Annotated in this window: 22 protein-coding genes; 8 read left to right on the plus strand and 14 right to left on the minus strand. The window is 40.5% G+C overall.

The annotated features are described in order from the left end of the window. Positions 1-130 precede the first annotated feature (130 nt). On the plus strand, positions 131-433 hold the full coding sequence (flgM, locus tag I3B46_RS13875; protein WP_036943741.1) for a flagellar biosynthesis anti-sigma factor FlgM: 303 nt from the start codon (positions 131-133) through the stop codon (positions 431-433). A gap of 10 nt (positions 434-443) precedes the next feature. After that, positions 444-884, plus strand: coding sequence for a flagella synthesis protein FlgN (locus I3B46_RS13880; protein WP_169342339.1), 441 nt, complete (start codon positions 444-446; stop codon positions 882-884). A gap of 810 nt (positions 885-1,694) precedes the next feature. Here I3B46_RS13880 and flhA read toward each other — a convergent pair. Beyond that, on the minus strand, positions 1,695-3,791 hold the full coding sequence (flhA, locus tag I3B46_RS13885) for a flagellar biosynthesis protein FlhA (protein WP_014658057.1): 2,097 nt from the start codon (positions 3,789-3,791) through the stop codon (positions 1,695-1,697). After that, the gene (gene flhB / locus I3B46_RS13890) at positions 3,784-4,935 is read right to left on the minus strand and encodes a flagellar biosynthesis protein FlhB (protein WP_004918591.1); all 1,152 of its coding nucleotides are present in this window, start codon (positions 4,933-4,935) and stop codon (positions 3,784-3,786) included. Before flhB ends, flhA begins: the two co-directional genes overlap by 8 nt. Positions 4,936-5,239: 304 nt before the next feature. Here flhB and I3B46_RS13895 point away from each other — a divergent pair, with 304 nt between their 5' ends. After that, on the plus strand, positions 5,240-5,797 hold the full coding sequence (locus I3B46_RS13895; protein ID WP_102781066.1) for a hypothetical protein: 558 nt from the start codon (positions 5,240-5,242) through the stop codon (positions 5,795-5,797). 84 nt (positions 5,798-5,881) lie between these two features. On the opposite strand, the gene I3B46_RS13900 is transcribed toward I3B46_RS13895, so the two are convergent. From I3B46_RS13900 to flhD, 12 genes are all read right to left on the minus strand, one after another. Further along, positions 5,882-6,520: a protein phosphatase CheZ gene (locus tag I3B46_RS13900; RefSeq protein ID WP_004918584.1), complete on the minus strand. Its 639-nt coding sequence runs from the start codon at positions 6,518-6,520 to the stop codon at positions 5,882-5,884. A 24-nt stretch (positions 6,521-6,544) separates the two neighbouring features. Continuing rightward, positions 6,545-6,937: a chemotaxis response regulator CheY gene (gene cheY, locus I3B46_RS13905; RefSeq protein WP_004918582.1), complete on the minus strand. Its 393-nt coding sequence runs from the start codon at positions 6,935-6,937 to the stop codon at positions 6,545-6,547. 40 nt (positions 6,938-6,977) lie between these two features. Then, on the minus strand, positions 6,978-8,045 hold the full coding sequence (locus I3B46_RS13910) for a protein-glutamate methylesterase/protein-glutamine glutaminase (protein WP_014658053.1): 1,068 nt from the start codon (positions 8,043-8,045) through the stop codon (positions 6,978-6,980). After that, complete coding sequence (locus I3B46_RS13915) at positions 8,045-8,881, minus strand: CheR family methyltransferase (protein ID WP_104873390.1); 837 nt, start codon at positions 8,879-8,881, stop codon at positions 8,045-8,047. The genes I3B46_RS13910 and I3B46_RS13915 overlap by 1 nt, the downstream gene beginning before the upstream one ends. Positions 8,882-8,951: 70 nt before the next feature. Then, positions 8,952-10,517 carry a methyl-accepting chemotaxis protein gene (locus tag I3B46_RS13920; protein WP_004918577.1) on the minus strand — a complete coding sequence of 522 codons (1,566 nt, stop codon included), beginning with the start codon at positions 10,515-10,517 and terminating at the stop codon, positions 8,952-8,954. A 114-nt stretch (positions 10,518-10,631) separates the two neighbouring features. Next, complete coding sequence (locus tag I3B46_RS13925; RefSeq protein ID WP_014658052.1) at positions 10,632-12,317, minus strand: methyl-accepting chemotaxis protein; 1,686 nt, start codon at positions 12,315-12,317, stop codon at positions 10,632-10,634. A gap of 94 nt (positions 12,318-12,411) precedes the next feature. Then, a complete protein-coding gene (cheW, locus tag I3B46_RS13930; RefSeq protein ID WP_014658051.1) occupies positions 12,412-12,909 on the minus strand; it encodes a chemotaxis protein CheW in 498 nt (165 codons plus the stop codon). Between the two features lie 16 nt (positions 12,910-12,925). Next, complete coding sequence (cheA, locus tag I3B46_RS13935) at positions 12,926-15,001, minus strand: chemotaxis protein CheA (RefSeq protein ID WP_004918571.1); 2,076 nt, start codon at positions 14,999-15,001, stop codon at positions 12,926-12,928. Positions 15,002-15,070: 69 nt separating this feature from the next. Beyond that, positions 15,071-16,024: a flagellar motor protein MotB gene (motB, locus tag I3B46_RS13940; protein ID WP_004918569.1), complete on the minus strand. Its 954-nt coding sequence runs from the start codon at positions 16,022-16,024 to the stop codon at positions 15,071-15,073. A gap of 7 nt (positions 16,025-16,031) precedes the next feature. After that, positions 16,032-16,919 carry a flagellar motor stator protein MotA gene (gene motA / locus I3B46_RS13945; RefSeq protein ID WP_004918567.1) on the minus strand — a complete coding sequence of 296 codons (888 nt, stop codon included), beginning with the start codon at positions 16,917-16,919 and terminating at the stop codon, positions 16,032-16,034. Positions 16,920-17,014: 95 nt separating this feature from the next. Continuing rightward, the gene (gene flhC / locus I3B46_RS13950) at positions 17,015-17,602 is read right to left on the minus strand and encodes a flagellar transcriptional regulator FlhC (RefSeq protein WP_040133449.1); all 588 of its coding nucleotides are present in this window, start codon (positions 17,600-17,602) and stop codon (positions 17,015-17,017) included. Beyond that, on the minus strand, positions 17,602-17,949 hold the full coding sequence (gene flhD / locus I3B46_RS13955; protein ID WP_004918564.1) for a flagellar transcriptional regulator FlhD: 348 nt from the start codon (positions 17,947-17,949) through the stop codon (positions 17,602-17,604). The genes flhC and flhD overlap by 1 nt, the downstream gene beginning before the upstream one ends. A 1,899-nt stretch (positions 17,950-19,848) precedes the next feature. Here flhD and I3B46_RS13960 point away from each other — a divergent pair. The 5 genes from I3B46_RS13960 to I3B46_RS13980 all read left to right on the plus strand — a co-directional run bounded on the left by I3B46_RS13960 (position 19,849) and on the right by I3B46_RS13980 (position 25,833). Beyond that, complete coding sequence (locus I3B46_RS13960) at positions 19,849-20,376, plus strand: Csu type fimbrial protein (protein ID WP_223854747.1); 528 nt, start codon at positions 19,849-19,851, stop codon at positions 20,374-20,376. Positions 20,377-20,417: 41 nt separating this feature from the next. Continuing rightward, entirely contained in the window at positions 20,418-21,131 is a 714-nt protein-coding gene (locus I3B46_RS13965; RefSeq protein ID WP_104873389.1) for a fimbrial biogenesis chaperone, read from the plus strand. Next, positions 21,103-23,499, plus strand: a complete 2,397-nt coding sequence (locus tag I3B46_RS13970) for a fimbria/pilus outer membrane usher protein (protein ID WP_104873388.1) — start codon at positions 21,103-21,105, stop codon at positions 23,497-23,499. The genes I3B46_RS13965 and I3B46_RS13970 overlap by 29 nt, the downstream gene beginning before the upstream one ends. Positions 23,500-23,523: 24 nt before the next feature. Further along, positions 23,524-24,519 carry a Csu type fimbrial protein gene (locus I3B46_RS13975; protein ID WP_104873387.1) on the plus strand — a complete coding sequence of 332 codons (996 nt, stop codon included), beginning with the start codon at positions 23,524-23,526 and terminating at the stop codon, positions 24,517-24,519. Positions 24,520-25,314: 795 nt separating this feature from the next. Next, positions 25,315-25,833, plus strand: a complete 519-nt coding sequence (locus tag I3B46_RS13980; protein WP_004918557.1) for an Hcp family type VI secretion system effector — start codon at positions 25,315-25,317, stop codon at positions 25,831-25,833. The last annotated feature ends 26 nt before the right edge of the window (positions 25,834-25,859 follow it).

The raw sequence follows: 25,859 nt of genomic DNA on the forward strand, positions 1-25,859 counted from the left end.
CTACTCATATCAAAGGGTATCATTATCATTCTCAAGCATTAGAATAGTCTTAAAGATAAGCATTAGATTAAAGAATTGGTAATTAACGCCGATATTCCATTTATAAAAATACTGGAACAGGAAAAACACTATGGCTATCGAGCAAACATCTGCAATTTCAGCGCTAACGCAAGTGACAAACCGTGACCCACAGGATCCCACGGCACCCCTTCGTGAGAAAAAAGTATCAGCGGCTGAATCCGTTAAAGAAAGTACTTTTTCACCAAGTGAACTAAAAAAGAAGTTATTGCAACCTCAAGCCAGTGATATCAACAGTGAAAAAGTTGAACGAATTAAACAGGCCATTAAAGATGGTACATTGCAAATGAATACCGAGAAAGTTGCCGACGGTATTTTACGTGATGCCCATGAATTCATGCTATCAATGAAGTAAGACAATGAATATGAATGATGATTTGTTGACGTTGCTAGAACAACAGCTCACTCATTTACAATCACTGCAAATAGTGATGAAAAATGAGGAGTTACTGTTAGGCTACCATCGTGTTCCCCCATCACCGTTTCAAGAAGCCACCGAGCAAAAGCGTTATTTGGTTGCCGCTATTGGACATGGTGAAACACATCGTCTACGCCTTGAGCAAGAAATGGGAATTGTGGCGCCCTACGATGAAAACCCTGCGCTTCATAGCCTGTGGGGTGAAATCAAAGCGCTGACAACAACATTAAAAGAGTTAAATTACCGTAACCACCAAATGTTGCAGTTACATATTGAACTGAATAACCAGCGTCTTGCTTTTGTCAAAAAACATAATAACCAATCCACTTATGGTGCAGACGGTTTAGAAGAAAAGCGTCCAGTATTAGGTAAGAAAATTTCTATTTAGGCGACGGTGATAAACAAGATCACCGTTCTGTTCGGTAACGTGCAGTCATGTGCTTGTAAGCCATATTGAATATACTCTTTATCTTCTCTTGTTTTTCGACTAAATAAATCACGCCATTTTTATGTCTATAAAAGAAAAGTGGTCACCTATATCCACTATCGCATTAAGTGAACATAGGTGACCGTTATACGAAATGATTAGCTAGCGCTATCCAATATCAGCCTGCCTTTTGTAACCTTAATGAAGTGCTAGCGTAGTTTTATTACCAAGGCAATTTAGCACTCAAACAAGATGAGGCTCTGATTTTTATTCCTGTCATTTTAAGACAAAAAGCGCAATAACCACAGAAAAGTGTGAATTAAGCGTTTCATGCCTCCACTACGCTATTAAAGCGCTCAAAACAGTAAGTTAAAAAAGATAACCCGCTCTCTTATGCATCAAAGCAGTTGTATAACAACTGCTTTGATATCCGTATCAGGAATGCGTTAACGCTTTGCTTGTGCATGATAAAAAGCGCTTCTTACGGCATCGCCCATAAGGCGAGACTTTAACTGTTACTTCTGCAATTTTAAGCAAAATAACGTAATAACCACAGAAAAGTGTGAATTAAGCGTTTCATGCTTCCACTACGCTATTAAATCGCCCAAAACGTTAAGTTAAAAAAGATAACCCGCTCTCTTATGCATCAAAGCAGTTGTATAACAACTGCTTTGATATCCGTATCAGGAATGCGTTGACGCTTTGCTTATGCATGATAAAAAGCGCTTCTTACGACAAAAGCGATAAAACCTCATTCCTATACTCAGCAACTTAGTTACCACTGATCATCGATGTCATGCGAATTTTCCGGCGATCGTTTAGCTCAAGATTCGACATTACCACCAGTTCAGGCAAGCTTCTGCGTAAAAAGCGAGATAAGATCAAACGTAGTCCATGATTGACCAATAATACCGTCGGTGCGCCCATCGCCTCTTGGTGCTTCACGGCCTCTTCGGCTTGCGTCTGAATAAATTGCGCAAGGTTTGGCTCTAAGCCACCACCATTTTTGGCCGCTTGTAATAAAATCTGCTCAAGCCCCGCATCTAGACCAATGACTTGTATTTCATCCGCATTGCCGAACCATTGCTGAGTGATTGCCCGCCCTAATGCGATACGTACCTGTGATGTTAGATAATCCGTATCTTTTTGCTCACCATTTTCACCCGCCATTTCTGCAAGTGTTTCGATGATTGTGCGCATATCACGGATCACAACATCTTCCATTAATAGATTCTGTAATACCCGATGCAATGTGGTCAAAGAAATGGTATCCGGTATTAAATCATCAGCCAGCTTCGGCATCTCTTTCTTCACTCGGTCATAAAGCATTTGTGCTTCTTGGCGACCAAACAATGTGCTCGAGTTTTGTAGCAAGATCTGATTAAAGTGCGTAGCAACGGCAGTGCTTGCTGAAACCACGGTATACCCTTGGATTTGCGCTTGTTCACGCAAATCATCATCAATCCAAACGGCAGGTAGGCCAAAGGCAGGCTCTTTGGTTGCATCTCCGGGTAGCGTACCTGCGGCATTACCTGGGTCAATCGCCAAGCTTCTTCCTGGTTGCGCCTCACCATGTCCGACAACCGCACCTTTAATAAGGATACGATATTCACAAGGCGCTAACTCTAAGTTGTCACAAATATGCACTACAGGTGGCAAGTAACCTACCTCTTGCGCAAATTTCTTGCGTAAGCCACGAATTCGTCCAAGTAATTCACCTTGTTGGTCATTATCTACCAGTGGAATTAAGCGATAGCCCACCTCCATGGCAAGTAAATCTTCAAGCTGAACATCATCCCAAGTGGCTTCAACGACCTTATTTGCCTCTTGGAACTGTTTCATTTGCCCATCATCTGTCTGACTTTCTGGCTGTTTAGCTTTGCGAACCAAATACCAGCCTAGCCCTGCTAATGCGGCAGTAAACAGTAAAAATACAAAGTTTGGCATACCTGGGATTAAACCGATTAACCCCAACACACCGGCACTTAGCCACATCACCCGTGGGTTATTAAATAGCTGAGTGACCATCTGCTCACCGACATCTTCATCGGTTGCGACTCTGGTCACAATCACCCCTGCCGCCGTTGAGATAATCAAAGCTGGGATCTGAGCGACTAAGCCATCACCAATCGTTAGCAAAGTATATGCACTCGTGGCATCGCCCAATGTCATATTATGTTGACCAACACCAATAATTAGCCCACCGACAACGTTGATCACCATAATCATGATCCCCGCGATGGCATCCCCACGCACAAATTTACTTGCACCATCCATTGAGCCATAAAAATCAGCTTCTTGGGTCACTTCAGCACGGCGCTTTTTGGCTTCATCATCATTGATAATGCCAGCATTTAAGTCCGCATCAATTGCCATCTGTTTACCTGGCATACCATCAAGGACAAAGCGTGCGCCTACTTCGGCAATACGCCCCGCACCTTTGGTGATCACCATAAAGTTAATTAACACTAAAATGATGAAAACCACTATCCCTATGGCAAAGTTTCCCCCCACCAAAAAGTGACCAAAGGCTTCAACAACACGCCCAGCCGCATCAGGCCCAGTATGCCCCTCCAGCAGAATAATGCGCGTTGACGCAATATTTAGTGATAGACGTAATAGTGTGGCAAACAGCAAAATGGTTGGGAAGGCTGCAAAATCAAGGGTACGCTTAGTGAACATTGCCACTAATAGCACCATGATCGATAAAGCGATATTAAAGGTAAACAGTAAATCTAAGATAAAAGCCGGTAATGGCAGTACCATCATCGACAAGATCAGCAAGATGAGAACAGGCCCAGCAAGAATTTGCCATTGCGTTCCCTGTAAGTTTTTAGGCAATTTTAATAATGCAGCCAAATTAGCCATCGCGATTGTTTTCTCCAGCAAAATCCAGCGCCGGTGGCACTGGTAAATTTTTCGGTTTTCTTGGTTTTAATCCACCCTCACGCCGCCAGCGACGTAGCTGGTAAACCCATGCTAAAACTTCTGCCACCGCAGCATATAGCGCTACAGGAATGCTTTGCCCGATTTCGGCATGGCGATACAGTGCACGCGCTAATGGGGGAGCTTCTAATTGTAAAATTCGATGTTCTTGGCCAATTTCTTTAATGCGTTGAGCTATCACGCCTGCGCCTTTAGCGAGCACTTTCGGTGCTCCCATACGTTTATCATCATATTTCAGTGCAACCGCATAATGAGTTGGGTTCGTCACTATCACATCCGCTTGAGGTACATCAGCCATCATACGATTCCGCGCAATTGCACGCTGCTGTTGGCGGATTTTGGCTTTTATCTGAGGGTCACCTTCTTGTTGTTTAAACTCATCTTTAATTTCTTGGCGACTCATGCGTAATTTCTTCAAATGTGAACGAAATTGATAAAAAACATCAAATGCCACCATTGGGATCAGCAAAAATACGATTAGGTATCCAGCAAAAATCACTTTATGCATTGCATTCCCTAAAGCGGTTACGGGAGATTCAGTCACAAGATGCAAAAGTGATGACCAGTTTTGCCAGAGAAAAATAGCTGCCCCTAGCCCAACAAAGAGCGATTTCAAAATGGCTTTAAATAATTCAGAAAGCGCATTCATCGAAAAAATTCGTTTTAATCCACTGATAGGATTAAGTTTTTTCAAATCAAATTTAATTAATTTGCTATTAAATAATAACCCTCCAACCAGCGACGATGCAGAGATCCCAACTAACGCCAATCCACCAATAACAGGTAATAAAGCAAATAATGCTTCGCCCACCATGCGCCCAAAGTAGCTCACCATTAACAAGGTGTTTTGTATGTAATGCCCATCGAAAATAAAACCTTGACGAAAAATTTGCCGTAGTTCATCAGCAAGATGCCCACCACTGAGCCACAGGAGACTGACCCCTGCTAACATCATCATGAGTGAACTGAGTTCTTTTGAGCGAACTATCTGCCCATCATCTTTCGCCTTCTGTTTTTTATGGGGCGTGGGTTCTTCTGTTTTTTCTACATCACTTTCGTCGGACACGCCGTTTCCTTGCTCGTCAGCAGATTAGAAGTTTGTGCTATAGCATGACAGAGTGTAAAAAAATCAATGCAAGAAAATAGACGAAGTTCACAAGGGTTATTTGCCAATTGAGTAAGATGACATCCGTTTTGCGAACCGTTACGTAACGCCTAGTAATAACACCACGCCGAGGTGGCGGTAGGGGAAAAGATAGGTTATTTTTCCCTGAGAATGAGTCAGAAATAAATACACTAAATCCTATTTTGTTAGGTAATTTCAAAGGGTAAGCTACCTACCCACTCTTTAGCTTAAAGGTCATAAATATATGGATAGTTGTCATCTCGTCGCCCCAGATGTTTCAGCAGAGAATGCAGAAAAAGAAGCGGAACGCATGCTTAACTGGCTCAAGCAACAAGGGATTATCGACCCTGATTACCAACTCATAGAAGATGATGAGGTGATATATCGCCCCACCCCTGAGTATAAGCAGCCTATCCTCTATATTATTGATGACAAAATTGTGCCCACTCAGTTACCGGAACATATATTAAAAAACTATCTCACCATTACCACTCAACGTACCGTATTTCATGCAGGTGGAAATGGTCTTGGTATCTACTGCCCTGTTTGTAAAAATGAACAAAGCAAACAAAGTGAAGATTGGAGCGATGCTGTAACTGCATGGTATGAAGGTAATCCGCATGATTTGTCATGTGTTAATTGTGATTATCGTGCACCAATTGGCGACTGGCATTATGACCCAACCTGGGCATTTGGCGAGCTTGGTTTTAGCTTTCATAGCTGGGATATGAGTGATGCGTTTATTCAACAATTTACCAAAGCATTTGGGGGGAGAATCATTGATGTCTATCAGCATGACTGAGCATCATCGCCTGATTACACCGATTAATTTGCAATTCGCTCTTGACCCCCTGCTTTTTGGCAAGGGGGGAACTTCAACAAAGATTTAAAAACCTAGCTCGTCTAATAAATCATCAACTTGTGATTGTGATGCCATCACATTGACACCTTCCTTGTTAATTTGCGGGCCATTTAGCAAACTGTCATTTTGTTGCTTCACTCGCATCTCTGGTGGCGTATTTTCCATAAGCAGTGCCAACAGCTGTTTTTCTGCCTCTTCAACCACTTCCATCATTTTTTTAATCACTTGCCCAGTTAAATCTTGAAAATCCTGAGCCATCATAATTTCAAGCAACTCGGCTTTCGTCGTACAGCTGTCATTAATCACACGCCCCAAAAAAGCATGGGTTGATTGATGGAGTTCAGGTGTGATTTGATTCGTATTCACCCCTTCCCATTGCTGTTGTAGTTTGATTGCCTCATCATGCATTTCTACTTGAAGTGGCTTGATTATATCAATACCGTTTAGGGTTTTTTCTGCCGCTTGAGCCGTCATTTGGGCGATATAACGTAAACGATCTTTACCATCAGGAATGCTAGCCACCGCCTGCTGAACACTTTTTTCTAAACCGAGTTCACGCATGCTTTCGCGTAGCGTTCTCATCAAGGTGCCAATCCGCGTAATGACCTGTTTTAAATCTTCATTACCTGTAGGATTGCTCGTCGTTACTATTTGCTCTGTCATCACACTCTCCTTTTACAGGTTCGTTTATTGCAATCCCATTTTTTCAAAGACTTTATTCAGTTTCTCTTCCAATATAGCCGCGGTAAATGGCTTCACGACATAACCACTCGCGCCCGCTTGTGCCGCCGCAATGATATTTTCTTTTTTCGCTTCTGCCGTTACCATCAAAACAGGAATGTGCTTCAACGCTTCGTCGCCACGGATCGTTTTCAGTAGTTCTAAACCATCCATGTTTGGCATGTTCCAATCTGCTACGACGAAATCGATATGGCCCGCACGAATTTTTTCTAATGCATCAACGCCATCTTCTGCTTCTTCTATTTTATTAAAACCAAGTTCTTTTAATAAGTTACGGACAATACGTCTCATTGTGGAAAAATCATCAACAACCAAAAAACTGAGATCTTTAGCGGCCATAACCACTCCTTCAAAAATACAATAGTAAATTCTGTAACCGCTAAGCGGAAACAGATGAAAGTCGAGCCAAAACGCTTGGGGCAATTTTGGCGATATCCTGAATTTCGTCCACGGCATCCAGCTCAATAGCGGCACGTGGCATGCCAAATACCACGCAACTACTTTCATTTTGTGCGTAAGTCACCGCACCTTGTTGGCGCAAGTTGAGCATACCTTTGGCCCCATCCATCCCCATTCCGGTCAATAGAATGCCAACACATTTACGCCCCACACATTTCGCAACAGAATCAAATAACACATCGACAGAAGGACGATGGCGATTAACCGGCTCGGTTTGTTGCAAACGAATCTGATACCCTCGCCCGTTATCAACCACCAGCATGTGAGAGTCACCCGGCGCAATATAGGCATAGCCCTTTTGCAAAGGCTCATTGTGCTCCGCTTCTTTTACCGTCAATGAGCATAACTTGTTTAGCCTTTCTGCAAACGAACGCGTAAAACCCGCAGGCATGTGCTGAGTGATCACGACTGGCGGACATTCGCGAGGCAACATTTCTAAAAATTGACGGATGGCTTCTGTTCCTCCCGTCGAAGCGCCCACGGCAATCACTCTGCTATGGCAAACATAAGCAGATAATGGCTTAGCGATATTGGCTGGCTCTGGAGTTGCTTTTTCTGTGCGCGCAAAACGGTTTCGATGTGTTATTTTCGACATGGCGGCAGCACGAATTTTTTCACCAATCACATCTCGATAGCTCATCATCGTTTCACGAATACCAATCTGTGGTTTGGTAACAAAATCAACCGCGCCCAGCTCTAACGCTTTTAATGTGACCTCTGAGCCTTTAGAAGTTAATGTTGATACCATCACGACAGGTAATGGGTGTAAACGCATCAATTTCTCTAAAAAATCAATTCCATCCATACGTGGCATTTCAACATCGAGCGTTAACACATCGGGTTCATGTTGTTTAATTAAGTCACGAGCTACATAAGGATCAGGCGCTGTGTCAACTACCATCATATCGGAGTGACTGTTAATGATTTCACGCATGATTTGACGCATTAGTGCTGAGTCATCGACACAAAGCACTTTAATTTTTTTCATCACCCCCTCCTCGCCGGTTGTAGGCTGTAGACGGTTTGTCCTTTAATTACAAATCGTTGTGATAATTGAGATAGATTTTCTGAATGGCCGATAAATAACAGTCCATCCGGTTTGAGTAACGGTGCAAATCGTTCTAATAATTTGATCTGCGTGTCTTTATCGAAATAGATCATGACATTACGACAAAAGATTGCATCGAAACGGTGTTGAAGCTGCCAATCGCTATCACTGAGATTTAAATAACGAAATTCAATCATCTGCCTAAGCGTTTGTTTCACTCGCGCATAGCCTTCAAAGTCGCCAACGCCTTTCATAAAATAGCGTTGACGTTGCAACGCGCTGAGGGCTTTTAACTCCTCGATACGATAAACACCTTGTTTTGCTTTACTTAACACTTCCGTATCAATATCACTCGCAATAACTTTGGCATTCACCGCTTGTGAACCGAGCACATCACTTAATGTCATCGCAATGGAGTAAGGCTCTTCACCGGTAGAAGAGGCCGCACACCAAATATTGATATTGCTACCTTTACGAGAGCGTACAAAGTCAGCCAATGTCACGAAATGATGAGGCTCTCGGAAGAAGGCGGTTAAATTTGTCGTCAACGCATTAACAAATGCTTGCCACTCTGGGTGTAAAGGCTCGCGCTCCAGCATACGTAGGTATTCAGAAAAATTATTGACGTTACAATCACGTAGTCGTTTTAGCAGCCTGTTATACACCATGCTTTTTTTATTCATGGTAAGAACGATGCCTGATTTTTTATGAATAAACCGGCAAACCCGACCAAACTCTTCATCGGTCAATGGTTCTATTTGTGGTGCAAAAAGCATCGTACTTTGTCCTATTTGATAAAAACCCAGAAGCAGCCGGTTATCGGCTGCTTAGTCTTAACAATAATAACTAGCTAACCTGTGCGGCTTTTGTTTCTGACACTTCAAAAAAGGCAACTGTATCGACTAAGTTATTTGCCTGATCTTCCAAGGCAGCCGTTGCACTTGTAGATTGCTCCACTAATGCAGCGTTTTGTTGCGTCACTAAATCCATTTGGCTCACTGCGGTTGCGACCTGTTCGATACCACGACTTTGCTCATTAGAGGCAGAGGCGATATTGCCCATCAATTCGGTGACCTGATTAACTGCCGCCACTAATTCATTCATGGTTTGTCCGGCCTCATTAACTAATTGAGATCCTTGATTAACACGACCCACAGATTCATCAATTAGTGTTTTGATCTCTTTTGCCGCTTCTGCGCTACGCTGAGCTAAAGCGCGTACTTCCCCTGCCACCACGGAGAAGCCTCGACCTTGCTCTCCGGCTCTTGCCGCTTCTACTGCCGCGTTTAAAGCCAAAATATTTGTTTGGAAAGCAATGCCATCGATTACGCTAATAATGGCGCTAATTTTTTGCGAGCTATGTGAAATTTCCGTCATGGTATCAATAACATCAACGGTAATATCACCACCTTTTGTTGCTGTTTTTGATGCTGATATTGCTAGCTCACTGGCTTGACGTGCGTTATCTGCGTTTTGTTTCACCGTCGCTGTGAGTTGCTCCATGCTAGCCGCTGTTTCTTCTAGCGACGCTGCTTGCTGTTCGGTGCGAGATGATAAATTATTATTACCCAACGCAATTTCACGAATACCGGTATACATTTGGTCGGTATTGGTACGTAAATTAATGACGGAGGTCGCCAGTGATTCTTGCATTAATTTTAGTTGCTCAAAGACCTCACCAATTTCGTCACGTGTCGTCACTCGAATATCTTGGTTCAACTTACCTTTCGCCAATTTCATAAAGTGATCGCTCATGCTCATCAATGGATAAATGAGTTTTCGTTTCATCCAAAAATGGGCTAAGCCAGAAACCGCTAAAATAATAAAAGTCACCGCAAAGAACATGAACCATGCCACTTTGTTATAAAAATTGGCGGAATCTAATGAGTTTTGGCTATCGGTATTCAATAAATTCAGGTATTGGTCGATAACTGCGGCCATCTGTTCTTGATGTTGTTGTGCAGGTAATGCGACATAACCAGGAATATCATTTTTATCAATTAACGCTCTTAACTCTTTTAAAATAGCTAGAAACGCTTGATATTTTTCGTCAATAACCGCGAGGTTTTCGTGTTCACTCAATAATGGCTGAGCTTTAAATTTTTCGTAGTCGTCAGCAGCTTGTTGTAAAAATTGCTCAAAAACCGCTTTTGCGTTATTAATACTCGCGGTATCCGAGTCCACTTTCATATGCACGACAATTTGAGTCAATGTGCTACGAGCCTGCATCAAATCTTCATAAGTTGTTTCGAGTAAATCACGTTTTTTCGAACCAAGATCGATACGCTCTAAAGAGGAGAGCTCACTTGACACTATCCCTAATGAGAGTGCGCTCGACACAATTTGCATCCCACAAAACATCACGAGAAGCAGATATAAACTGACTGAAATCCGTATACTCTTACCAAACATATTTTATCCCCACATACGCCAGCCAAGATTTCCATGCGTTACAGTCACTATCGCAGTGATGCACAGAAACGCTGCCAAGTGTAAAACTTGGCAGCGCTAAGCTGAGCTGAGTCTTTAGAAAGTTTCCCAATTGTCATCATCTTGATGATTTTTCGATGATATTTTATTTAGATCCGGTGTCTTCACGACATTTGAAATGGTTCTTGCCGCAGGCTCAGTTGTTTGTAACTCTTTTTGTTTCATTGCAGGCAAACGGAAAATAGAGATTAACTGAGCAAGTTTTGCGACTTGTTCTTCCAAGACATTTGCCGCAACCGCTGACTGTTCAACCAATGACGCGTTTTGCTGTGTGACTTTATCCATCTCTTCAACAGCAATGCTGACTTGTGAAATGCCTTTGCTTTGTTCATCTGAGGCCAACGCAATATGCGACATGATGTCGGTAACACGGGTCACTGACTCGACAATTTTAGTCATTGTCTCACCTGCATCTTCTGCTTGGCGCGCGCCTGTATCCGTTCTTGATACAGAATCTTCGATGAGTGCTTTGATCTCTTTGGCGGCATTTGCACTACGTTGTGCCAGATTACGCACTTCATCGGCAACAACTGCAAACCCACGACCATGCTCCCCAGCGCGAGCAGCTTCAACCGCCGCATTTAGGGCTAATATGTTGGTTTGGAAAGCAATACTATCAATGACAGCCGTGATATCTGAGATTTTTTGCGAGCTTTCTGCAATATTCAGCATGGTATTTACCACGTTGGATACCACTTTCCCGCCCTCTTTCGCAATCGCTGAAGCTTGGCTTGCATATTCGCTTGCTTGGTGAGCGTATTCTGTATTTTGCTTAACCGTCGCCGTCAACTCACTCATACTTGCCGCGGTTTCTTCTAAACAAGCCACCTGTTGTTGAGTGCGTGCAGAGAGATCATTATTACCCGCAGCAATTTCGCTGGTGCCTTGATAAATAGTCTCACTACCATCTCGAACGCCGCGTACGGTGTTGATCAGCTCTTTTTGCATATGCTCTACGCCACGCGCTAATTCACCAATTTCATTTGTTGCTTTAGTATCAACACTTGGGGTTAAATCACCCGCAGCAAAAGTGGTAATTCGTTGAATTAAAGCTCTTAATGGTTCAATGATGCCTTTGCGTACATAGCGATAACTAAAGAAGCCAATCAGTGCTAATACGATTGATAAAACAATAATCATATAAAGTGATTCGCGATAATTTGCTTCTGCACGTTTCACTTCACTTTGGAAATCTTCCGAAATATCCGCAAAGTAAGCATTAAACTGTTCTTCAAATTTAATTTGATACCCAGATGTACGGTGAGCATAGAATTCATCTAACTGCCCTTTTTGAGCATATTTTCCTAGCTGGATCAGAGCGTCCCGATAAGTTTCATAGGTGGAAAAAAGCTGTTCAAATTTCGTTTTATCATGGCTCGTTTCTGCCATCAGGTTGATATATCGCTGATAAGCAGCATCTGCGGCTTTGAAATTACGCTCTGCCGCTTTAATTAAATCTTCGGCAGAAGCATCATCTTGGTAGGTACGCCCTTCCAATAAAAAAGCATTGACCGAGCGATTTAAATTAGAGCGAGCTTGTAATAAATTAACCCAACTTTCGGTTAATACTTGTCTTTGGCGTTGGAGCGAATTCAAATATTTAATACTGTCACTATTATCCCCAAGTTTATTGAACATCAAACCGCTGGATATTAATTGCAACAGAATAAAGATAACAATGACGGACAAAAGTCCTGATACGATTTTAATTCGGCTATGCATGATGTTTTACTAACATAATGTTATTGTAATTTGGATATCGGTCATAAGGCTAAAAACTTTAGCCATAGTAGATAGAATATTTGAGGCCAAGTTATTACTCGGCCATGTTGTCAATCAGTGCCATCTCATCACTGGTTAAAAGCTTTTCTATATCCACTAAAATCAGCATTCTTTCACCGACTGTACCTAGCCCTGTCAGGTACTTAGTAGATAATGTCACCGCAAAATCAGGCGGAGCTGCAATTTGTTCTTCGTTTAAAACCAATACATCGGAAACACCATCAACAACAATTCCAACAACACGATCTTTTAAATTCACCACAATAACGACGGTATTATCGTTATAAGTGACATTTTGATGAGAGAATTTCACACGCAGGTCAATAATAGGGATAATCACACCTCTTAAATTGGTCACCCCTTTAATAAAGTCTGGTGTATTGGCAATACGAGTCACTTGTTCGTAACCTCGGATTTCCTGTACTTTTAATATTTCAATGCCATATTCTTCTTCACCTAAAGTAAAAATGAGATAACCTTCCCCATTTTTTTCTTCATCAAGTTTATTTAAATCATCATCCAACATTGACATGGTGTTTAGCCTCTATTTAGTGCATAACGGGTTGTGCAATTTGCTGCTTCTTTTTGAGCAGAATGCTGTTATTCATTTGTTGTAGCTCGGCAACATCTAAAATCAGAGCGACCGAGCCATCCCCCATAATGGTGGCGGCGGAAATACCGGGGATTTTTCGGTAATTACTTTCAATATTTTTAACAACGACCTGCTGTTGCCCAATTAACTTATCAACCAACAGTGCAAAACGGTGTCCGGCATGTTGAATAATCAGCACAATACTGTTGGTTAAATCGCGCTCTGCGCCTGTGATGCTAAACACTTGATGCAACTCAACTAATGGCAAATATTCACCACGAACCAATAACATTTTTTCCTCACCAGCAAGGCGATAAATATCTTCTTGGCGTGGTTGCAACGTACTGATAATGGCACTTAAAGGAACAATAAAAACATCCTCTGCAACTTTAACCGACATACCATCGAGGATAGCCAATGTGAGAGGCAGCAAAATGCGAATAATGGTTCCTTTTCCTTCGGTAAAACCAATCTGAATACGGCCCCCCATATCTTGAATATTGCGTTTCACCACATCCATGCCAACGCCGCGTCCAGAAACATCGGTGACCACTTCGGCTGTAGAAAAACCAGGCGCCATAATTAACATGGCTATCTCTTCATTACTCATGCCATCATGAACATTCATGCCTTGGGAGCGTGCTTTCGCCAAAATGCGTTCACGGTTAAGCCCCGCCCCATCGTCACGGACTTCAATACAGATGTTGCCACTTTGATGTGATGCAGATAAGGTCAAAGTCCCTGTTTCCGGTTTACCATTTGCCACACGAACTTCTGGTTTCTCGATACCATGATCGAGGCTATTACGTACAAGATGGTTAAGTGGATCTACAATCCGTTCAATCAAGCTCTTATCAAGCTCTGTTGCACTTCCTTCCACCTTCAGCTCTATTTTTTTGTTAAGCTTAGTGGCGATATCTCGCACCATTCGAGGGAAACGGCTAAATACATAATCCATTGGCATCATGCGGATCGACATAACAGACTCTTGCAACGCTCGCGAGTTGCGCTCTAGCTGCACAATCGAACTCAATAAGTCACCGTATTCGTTATGGTCAAGCTGCTGGCTATGTTGTGTCAGCATGGATTGAATGATCACCAGCTCGCCGACTAAATTAATCAGTTGGTCCACTTTTTCCACGGCAACACGAATACTACTGGAGTCCGCTTTCGCTTTTGCCGGAGGCGCCTTACGTGCTGTTGCCGTTGGTTTCGATTTCGTCGTCTCTTCAGCGTCTGTTTGTGGAGCCTTAGGTTTCATCGCCGCTTCAGCTACTGCCGTGGTAGCAACATCTTCGGCAGGTGACTTGGCAGCTGGCGGTAAATGGGCTAAACAAGTTTGAGCATCAACCACTTGATGTGTAATTTGTGATTCATCGACCACAAAACAGAGCACCCCACAAATATCGTCAATCACGGTATTTGTTCCAAGCCAAGCTTTTAAGCTATCTGCCGTTTTTTCGGTGTCATAAAGTGTGCCAAATAAAGCCAATTCTTCTGCTAATAAATCGACTTCATTGGCTTTTAGCTGACTTAGCGTGATAACAAAGTAATGGGTATATTCATCACTTGCCGCTATTTCAGTTACCGTCGGCTGTTCAATCGGAGTCGGTGCTTGGATCGGAAGTGCCTCAGTGACCACTTCTTCTGCTTTTTGTTCAACGCGGCCAAGCACCTCACAAATATGTTTAAATGCTTCTTCATCAGGTAACGAGTCATTTTTATAAGCTTCAAGTTGTGATGCCATCACATCTTTAGCATCTAAAAAAACATCAATAATATCTGGCGTTAAAGTCAGTTCATCGTGACGTGCTTTATCGAGCAGGTTTTCCAATGTATGCGTGGTGTTTTGCAACTGTGTGAAACCAAAGGTCGCAGCGCCCCCTTTTATTGAATGGGCACTACGGAAAATGGCATTTAACTGTTCGCTATCTGGGTCGAAAGGATCGAGCTCAAGTAAATGTTGTTCCATATCCCTAAGTAGCTCATCAGCTTCATCGAAAAACGTTTGATAAAACTCGGTAATATCCATGGTTCTTATCCAATTTAGCTTAGGTTTCACTTAACGTTGTAAGTCTGTTTTTAAGTGTCACAACGAAAATTAATTTGAAGGCGTTAATACTGCTGCTGAATGAGTTGCCCCATCCGCCTTTTTTTCTGCATTCTCTATTGATGATGCCTCAGCGTCTTGCTGCGGTTTGTTCAATAGTTCATTCAGTGGCGTTGCACCATCGTATTCATGCAATATCTGTTCAGTCTCAGTTTCATTTAATACAATGATACTAATACGGCGATTGACTGGCGCTAATCCATTGTTTTTATCCAGATGAATACTGGAAGCCATCCCTACAACACGTAAAATTTTGTCTTGGTTTAATCCCCCAGCGATAAGTTCACGACGCGAAGCATTTGCCCTATCAGCTGATAATTCCCAGTTGTTATAGTTGGCTCCATTCGCATACGGCAGATCATCGGTATGACCTGATATGCTAATTTTGTTTGGAACATCATTGAGTAAAGGTGCTATGGCACGCAAAATGTCGCGCATATGTGGCTCAACATAGGCAGAGCCCACCATAAACATTGGGCGATTTTCACTATCAACAATTTGGATGCGTAAGCCATCATCAATCATGTCGATCAGTAGATGAGGCTTCAGTTCATTTAACCGTGGGTCTTTTAGAATCGCTTGCTCAAGCGATTGCTTTAGTTTTTCAAACCGATAATTGGATTGATCTTCTATTTTGTTATTCGGCTCAGGTAAGATATCCCCATCACGAAACACGATATCTTTCCCCCCGCCCGGAATTGGATTGGTGGCATCACCACTTTTAGTGCCTGAATTAATGGCTGTTTTTAATGGGGTACGAAAATATTCGGCAATCTGTGTCAATTCTTGTGGGCTAGATATGGAAATTAGCCACATCACTAAAAAGAACGCCATCATCGCCGTCATAAAGTCTGCATAGGCAATTTTCCAAGAGCCACCATGTCCATTTTGATGGCTTGCAACGCGCTTTTTGACTCGAATAATATGGGCGTTATTTCCTCTCATTGGCTCATTACTCCTCGCTCTGTGCTTGTGAACGATGACTAATTTTGACTTCGCGAACCTTATCTTCTAGTTCCATGAATGAAGGGCGATCAGCGCTGTACAAGACTTTACGACCAAATTCGACAGCAATTTGAGGGGCATACCCTTGTAACGCGGAAAGGAATGTCACTTTTATACATTCCAACATTTTTAATTGTTCATTGGTGCGTAAACGAATCAATGCAGCCAGCGGTAAAATAAACCCATAAGCCACTAAAATACCAAGGAAAGTACCGACCATCGCATGCGCAATTAATGCGCCTAGTTCACCCGCAGGGCGATCGGCTGATCCCAATGCGTTAACCACACCCAGTACGGCGGCAACGATACCAAAAGCCGGCATTGAATCCCCAACCATATTTAAACCAGAGGCAGGCACCTCACTTTCTTGGCGAAAAGTCTCAAGCTCTTCATCCATCAAGGCTTCAATTTCATGACTTTGTAGATTGCTTGTTACCATTAGGCGTAAATAATCCACAACAAACATCAGCGTTGTTTTATCTTTTAATACACGGGGATATTGCGAGAAAATTTCACTCTCTTGAGGGTTTTCAATGTCTTTTTCAAGCGCCAGTAAACCTTCTTGACGTGATTTATTTAATAACTGAAATAGCAATGCCATCAAATCCATGGACATCGCTTTGTTGTATGAAGAACGGCGGAACACGCGGGGTAACACTTTGCATAAGGCGATAATCGACTTACCACTGTTACCAACAACGAATGCACCGAAACCGGCACCTAGAATAATGACAAATTCAGCAGGTTGGTAAAGTGCCCCTAAGTGGCCACCAAGCATCAGATAGCCGCCGATGACTGTACCTGTAACAATGATATATCCGATGAGTATTAACACAATATTCCCTTCAACTCAGTTATGTAACAGATGGCAGTTAAAGGGAATATTAGGAAGGACAGATAATTTATTATCTGTTTACCACATCAATCCAATTACATTACCGCTTTAGTAATGCCATCCTGTCGATATACCGTAATATCGGCGAGATGTTCGGAAAGTTTACGTTTTTTTATTGCCCGTGATGGCGGCTGGCATAAACTGCAAGTAAAACTATTTTCTGGTATATGAGCATAAGTAATAAATGAGCCATGACAGCAGCTACACACCGAGCTTTGCAACATGCCACTCTCAACGAATCGAACTAGTGTCCATGCGCGTGTTAAAGCTAATAATGGTTCTTCTGATTGCGGTGCGCATTGTTCCAAATATAGACGATAAGCTTTCACAATGGCATCAACACCCTTGCAGTGCCCTGTGTTAATTAAAAACTGATAAGCGTTATAAAACATGGAAGAGTGAATATTTTGTTCCCAAGTCATAAACCAATCAGTTGAAAACGGAAGCATACCCTTTGGTGGTGGGCATCCTCTTAACTCTTTATATAAACGGATTAATCTACCTCGGCTAATTTGGGTCTCACTTTCTAACATTTGGAGACGAGCGCCTAAAGAAATCAGTTCCATCGCAAGGCGAATATCGCTAGCTTCTTTAACAATACTTTTTTCAGTAGTGCTACTCATCATTTTCTCGCTGTTTCATTGTCATGTGCCTTGTGCGTTTGCAACAAGTGAGTTGAAAGTAATATACCTGTATGAATTTGTTGTAATTCATCCACCCTTGAGTCACGTGTTAACTTCTCTATCGTGTCACTATTTTCAAATCTAAATTGGCAGATAAGCTGGTTTGTTTCTGCTAATTTAACTAATTGAGGCAAGGAAAGATCTGCTAATGTAGTCGCCATTGATTCAGAAATACCAAGACGAAACATCGCGGAGGCCTTTTCTTGAGAGATAAGTTTTTGAGCAAGCAGCAGATAGGAAAGATTAATATCGTATATATGCTTCAGAAAATCAGTCGTTGAGGTCATTTTTTTTCCTTTTAAATATTATCTACATCTGTGTGCAAATAGGACAAACATGAAGTTTAAACGTACCGCTATAACCTAATTTTTAATAATAAGAAAAATATACTAGGCGACAGTCTCCATTACCGATTCATGCCACTCATTAAGCGAATACCTATTAAGGAGTATAAAATACGTGAAAGTTAAAACTTAAATTAAATCTATTTCCTAAATACTTACAAAAAATAATGAACCAACTAAAATCTTTATCAAATGTAGGAATTTGCCGATATCAATTTTAGTCGTTATTTATTATGCACCACAAAATTAACTATTCAAGATGCTGATGTTTCTTTTTACCCTATTAGAACGATAATCCGTCGATTCATAAACAATTCTTCATTATAACTATATCTTCTACTTCCATATCTCAAATAACCACGACATATAAGTTTGACATAACCCAAATTGCAACACCTTAGATAACCTTTCTACTCATATTTGTTTAAAAGTCAACTAAAAAGACCAAGCATAATAGACAAAACAGGATATTGATCTATATCAAAGAAAGTTATTGGGAAACTCTTATCTATTTTAGGTAAACGTTCAAATTGAATGAGAAACAGATTTAATTTTATCCATTAAATTTCAATTAATTCAATAAAGTAAATATTATTCATTCAAAATTCCTCAACCTCAATTGTTTGTTTTTTATACTGCAATTCAAATGATGCATTATAAATCCCACTTAATATTTAATAAGTTTCATTAATCAATTAAATGATATTGATTATTATTTACTCTTTCGCTTTACTGGTAATTTTTTCTTAACAAAATACAATTTATTTTTTCAAAAACCGCTATTTTTTTATCTGAGAAATAGCAATATCAATTAATGTTTAAAGAGAAATTCATTATTTACCTCATTTATTCTTTATTGGTTGGGCAATAATTTTACTTTTGGCAATTTGTCATTGGCGTCTATTTTTTTTAATAAAATGATCAACCTACATTTCCAACGTCGCAAATAGTGAGATCAAGAAAATAAATTATTCGGGTTATAAACATTATTTTTCTATTAATTTATTGTTTCAATATTTAGAGATTTAGTTGCATAAAAACATAAAAATTCAAGCATTATCTGATTACTAATTTTCTTTCAGAAAGGTAAAATTTTACTCCCTTCTAGGTAACAATTAGTAACATTAGGTTATAGTTTATAACTGATACTATCTATTTTTATTTTAACAAATTGACTATTTTCAATAATCGACATAAGTAAAATTTCTTAGCAACTGCAAAATGGATCCAGCTATCTCCTCTTTTCATTTCAAAATTTCATTTCAAAAATAAAATAGGATCTAATAGCCAATTTGTTGAATTTATGAGCAAAAATAGAATCTCAAAAATGAGATAAACATCACAATTAGTTTCATACTTTCTGAAAGTTTTCCAATTAATGGGATAGTTTCAAATAATGCCGCTGAATAGAGCTTCATCAAGTTATATAAACTGTTTTAAAAGTAATCACTTAGCTCTTTTCTATCTCACTAGCTTAAAAATTTTTTTTCATTGCCTACCCACCTTGATAAAAAGGCGATAAAGCGCCGAAAAAACCGCCTTAAAACGATAAAAAAGTCCTTGCTTTGACTTTGTTTACAACATTAAACAATTGATTAACTTTATGATAACAAAAATAACAATCGCGACTATTCGAAGATAGTGAGCTATTTTCCATCCCAAAAAATACCAATATTATCAATTAATTAAATTATTCCTCATACATTAACCATCTCAATAACAAAAAATAACAGATAATAATATTGCTTTTATTCTTTTTATGATGAATTAATTTATACGTTTGCGCTGTCAGAAGGTAAAAATTCAAGATTAATATAACGATAATCCCTACACGAGGTTCCTATGATACCGACAGTGAAGAACGTATTTCTTCTAACTATTGGCTCCTATTCAATGTCATCCAGTCTTAATGCAGCAAACTTAGCAACAACCACTTTTCAAGTTTTAATGACAGTAACCAGCTCCTGCCAAGTGAGTGTTAATTCTGATATCAACTTAGGCTCCGTCAGTTTAAACACTAGCAATCCATCGTCGAAAACCACATTGAGTGTGACCTGCTCGAAAAACATTCCTTTTAGCATTGGGTTGTCACCTTCGGCGCTGAATAGTGGTACGGATGATGGCACAGGCACTTTATCTTCAGTGACTAATTCAATAAGCAACACCGATAAAATTCCTTATCAGCTCAAACAATCATCTGCAACAGGAAGTCATTGGGGAAATACCGCAACATCGTTAACGCAAGGAAATGGAATTTCCGGAACGGGCAATGGAGAGGTGCAAAATTTTACAGTTTATGCGGTAGTGACAAACACTAATTTCACGCCAGATACCTATTCTGACGTTGTCACTGTTAACGTCAATTATTAAGGCTTCGTCATTTCAAAATCACTATAAGGAAGATCAAACGAATGGCATGCAGACTTTCACCATTATTTATCTGTTCATTCATCTGGTTATTCTACTCAAGCCAGCTTTATGGAGGTGGGTTACAAGTCACACCTGTCACACTGACATTTAATCCCCAACAGAATTCCGCAGGAATTTGGCTAAGTAATAATGGAAAAGAGCCGATACAAGCGCAAGTGAGGACATTTCTCTGGTATCAAAAAAATTCAAGCAATGAGCTAGTGGCTACCAGAGACATTATTATCAGTCCTCCTATGATCAAACTGAACCCCAATGAACAACAATTAGTCAGAGTGATCCGGAACAACAATATAATGGGGAGTGAAGAACTAGCCTATCGCCTTTCAATAAATGAGTTGCCTACCGGGCAGAATAGCAGCAATAAATTACAATTTGTTTTGCATTATTCACTGCCTATTTTTGTACAACCCTTAAATATGCCAAGTGCTACCGTTTTCTTAGAATGGCAGCTCATAAAACATCCATCTAAAAACACCCTGATTGTACATAACAATGGCAATAGCCATGCCCAACTATCCAATATTCACTTCATTGACTGCAAAGGGAAACATACGATCATCAATTCCGGCTTGTTAGGATACGTATTGCCGCGCTCAACGATGCAATGGGAAGTAACACTGCCCGAAGTTTGCTCCAAACCAAACAATACAATAAAAGCTTTGATCAATGGTGAACAGCAAACCTACTCTATTTAATATTTGTTACCTGCATTTATTAGCAGAAATTTTCCTGCTATTTGCTGCTTTTTATCCTATTTTGGTTACCGCCCAGCTAAATGCTTACCCAACTTCCTTTGAACATTTGATTGATGATACTTCATCGCTACCCGGCACTGAGCTTTATCTTGAGGTCATCATTAATCAAACGCATTTTGGTATTGCTCGCTTTGGTTATCAAGATGACACACTGTGGGTAAGTGCTGAAACATTAAAACAATTACATTTCAATCTCCCCACACAACATAAAAGCCTTATCGGCTTGCATGAACTAACCGAGATTAGTTATCGCTATCATGCCGATCAGCAGAGATTGATTATTGACGCCCCACTTTCATTATTAACTCTTAACGCTACCACTATTGACTTAATAGCGTCAGAACAAGTGCAAGCTCACGCCTCAAAAGGCGCTTTATTAAATTATGATTTGCATCTAGCGAAAAATATCACCAATTCATTAAGCAGTTTCTCTGAATTACGATTATTTAATCCATTTGGCCTATTGAGTACGACACAGCAAAGCCACAATACACTGGGACACCCTGAATTATCCTCCTCATTGACGCGCATAGATACTGCTTGGCGCTCCTCATTTGAAGACAAACACCTATTTTTGAATTTAGGGGATACCGTCACTCGTACTTTAACATGGTCACGCGCCACACGGATTGCAGGGTTACAAATAGCTACTGATTTTTCCTTACAGCCATATATGCCAACTGCACCATTGACGACTTTTTATGGTTCGGCAACGGTGCCATCAAACGTGGAATTATATATTGATGGTATTAAACGCTATAGCGGTGAAGTGCCAATCGGTCATTTTGCATTAAATAGCTTACCGACGGTCAGTGGTGAAGGAAAAGCGCAAATTGTGTTAACTGATTCATTAGGTAGAGCCACGACTCAGAATATTTCATTTTATAATGACCAAACATTATTACGTGAGGGGCTTGTTGATTGGTCAGCTGAAATTGGCTTTATACGTGAAAATTATGCTATTCGCTCATTTGATTATGCTAGCAAGCCCGTTATAAGCACAACGGTTCGTTATGGGGAAAAAAATTACTTAACAACCGGCACTCATGCCGAATTGGCAACCGATTTGTTCAATTTGGGGATTGAAAGTCATTGGATACCACAAATAGGAGGAGGAACACTTTCAACCGCTATCGCGATAAGCACTGACTCTCGCACTTCAGGTTGGCTCTATTATGCGGGTTATCATTGGGCTAATAATCTCATTAATTTCAGTGCCTCAACCACTATAACCACAACTCAGTATCATGATATTGCAACAAATTATTCTGCGCCACCATTGGCGTTTAAGGGTAATGCTGTTTTTGGCTATAATTCGGAATATCTTGGTAGTTTTAGCCTGTCCTATTTTGGCTTTCGCCCCCATAATGACCCGACAATAGGTTATTTGGGTGCTCATTGGTACAAACCCATTAACGATACGCTATCTATTAGCGCCAGTATTAATAAAAAACTTACCGATGATAAAGAAAGCATTATATACCTAGCAGCCACCATGCTACTCGGGAATAAGCAAAGCATTCGCATCACGAGCCAAAAAAACCAGAATGCTCAAACGTACCAGATAAATGCAAACCAATCGGCCCCTTCAGAGGGAGGGTTAGGCTGGAATATTACGGCAAGCAAGCAGGATAGTGAAAATAATCACCAAATCGATATTAATTATTTTACCGATAAAATACATCTTAGCTCAGGGTTTAATAACCTAAACCAAACCCACTCACAGTATATTGGTGCAAGTGGTGCTATCGTCGCAGCTAATAATCAATTTTTTATTTCAAAGCCAATTATGAATAGCTTCGCCATTGTATCAACAAATGGTATCGGCAACCTTCCTATTCGGTTAGAAAATAGCGTTATCGGTACAACAAATCATGATGGGTTACTTTTAATTCCTTCACTTAATAGTTACCAGCGAAATGTGCTAACGTTAGATCCAACTCATTTACCTGCCAATATTCAAGTTAAACAGACCCAAATAGACGTTATCCCCAAATATCATTCAGGTGTTCTCGCTAAATTTGATTTAATTAAAACGCACCCTGCATTAGTGATCCTCGCTGACCCAAATGGTGTGCTATTACCTGAGGGAAGCCAAGTTGCATTAAATGGCCAAAAAGAGAATTTAGTGACAGTGGGATACGATGGCATAGCCTATTTCGATACCTTAAAAACTGACAACCATCTGCTGATCCATTACCCCAAAGGAGAATGTACTGTCACATTTACCTATCCAAAAACCGATGAGCTTATTCCTCAGATTGGCCCATTACACTGCCATCCTGAGTCATCCCCTTATTTAGATTAAAATCCGTCAACCAAGGATCAAATAATGTCTATTCACATTACCAACAAATACAAAACGCTGAGCTTATTATTCACTTTCTTTGCAATATTTCTCAATCAACCTCGCCCCGCTTATGGCTTAACTTGCTCCATTTTAAATATCGACACACTTAATTTCGGCAACATCATGCCCTTAACTAATAATACTGCAACTACCTCACTCACTATTCATTATAGTTGTACGAAGGAGTTACTCGATACGTTTCTTGGCGCCACACTATGTTTAAATATAGGTAACTCCAGTACCTCTAGCCAAATCGTTTCTCGGCAAATGTCCCCCATTGGAATAAATGCCCCCATAAGCTATCAGTTATATCAAAATGCAAATTATAGTCTTATTTGGGGGAGCCAATATATTTCTGACACTAGCCCTGTCATGATCAAACTGAATATCGGTCAAGGGTCAACGCCAACAACAGGTTCGGTGACCGTTTATGCCCAATTATCGCTCAATCCATCAACCGTGATCCCTGCCACTTATATTGATACCTATACCTCATTGACTGCTAGCTCAACTTTAAATATCGGTCTGCTCAGTACGCCAAATAGTTGCGGTTCCATTATTGGCCCCACTTTTCCTTTTACTGTGACAACCACAGTTAATAAGCAATGCATTGTTTCCGCCAGCGGCGATATTCATCTCGGTAATGTCAAAAGCCAGACAACCAACACCACAGCTAATGGTAATATTTCTGTTACCTGTACAAATACAACCCCTTTTAGTATTGGTTTACTACCTTCAAATAATAATTTGCAAGGTGCAGGTTTCTTGCAAAGTCCAACAACAACCGATCAAATACCTTATCAACTTAGCTCAACACCAGGAGCCAATGGGATAATATGGGGTAACAACCTCGTTAATTTGGTTTCCGATATAGGCTCTGGTATCGCTAAGCTTTACCCCGTGTATGTCACTGTTCCTTCTGCTAACTACCAACCCGGAAATTACAGCGATACCGTGACAGTTAATGTCAGCTATTAGTTTTATGGCAAAACAGAGTTAGTTAGACATCATCAAGATATTCCTATTTTGATAAGAGCTTAGAGCTTGTTCTAATTCATTTTCCCATATCATATGCTTTAAAATTCATTAAGTAATAAATAAGGTGTGAAAATAAAATATAAAATTCATCAATATCTTTTAATTAAGACAATCGCCCTATGAGTACAAAATTCCACGCTGGGAATGATCTTTGAAGATTTGCTTATTAAACAATGCATGTAACTATTTGTTATTATGGATAAAAATTAAAACAATCAGAATAATTATTTTATAGGATATACTTTTTTAGCATTAAAATTTACAACTAACAGACTTTATCCTCTACTTAACAAGCATTCTAAGTGTAAGATTTTTTATCATTGTAAAACAATGAGTTAAAGAAATTAAACGTTAGGAATTTTCTGGAACGTTTTTTCGCTCAATGTACATAGATTTTTTCTAATATTTTCGATAGTTAAGCGTTTTTCATCAAAATAACGAACAAAAGCGAAAACATTTTATACTGCTTAAATACTAAAAATGGCAAAACGAAAGCAATAAATATCGATATGACAATTATTTTACGCTGAGTCACTTATCCTAGGCTGTTCGGATTATTCCGATACATTTACATCCCCACCCTCGGCATATATTATTTTTCCTAACCGAAATCACCATGCGCATTGGCTGATATTAATGATATTGAGCAAGGAATATATTGCTCTTATTGCAATAAACCATCGTTATTAATCACCTGACTTATTATGATAACTCAGGATAATAAAAGGACATATTATGCCAACTCCATGTTATATCTCTATCGAAGGAAAAACGCAGGGCAACATCACTGCGGGAGCATTTACCCCTGAATCGGTCGGTAACATCTACGTAGAAGGTCATGAAGACCAAATGCTGGTACAAGAGTTTTCCCATATTGTGACCGTACCAACTGACCCCCAATCCGGTCAACCTTCAGGCCAACGTGCTCACAAGCCATTCCGTTTTACTGTGGCATTAAACAAAGCGGTACCACTGCTGTATAACGCACTGGCGTCCGGTGAAATGCTGCCAAAAGTGGAACTGAAATGGTACCGCACGTCTGTTGAAGGGAAGCAAGAGCACTTCTTCACCACCACACTGACCGATGCGACTATCGTCAACATCGATTGCCAAATGCCACACTGCCAAGATCCGGCCAAAGCGGATTATACGCAGCTGCTCGAAGTGTCACTCTCTTACCGTAAGGTGGACTGGGAGCACACCGTAGCAGGCACTTCTGGTGCTGATGACTGGCGCGCACCGCTGGAAGCGTAATCGCTTCACTCGACGAGCCTACATAG

The sequence above is a fragment of the Providencia sp. 2.29 genome (assembly GCF_015832305.1).
Taxonomy (GTDB): domain Bacteria; phylum Pseudomonadota; class Gammaproteobacteria; order Enterobacterales; family Enterobacteriaceae; genus Providencia; species Providencia stuartii.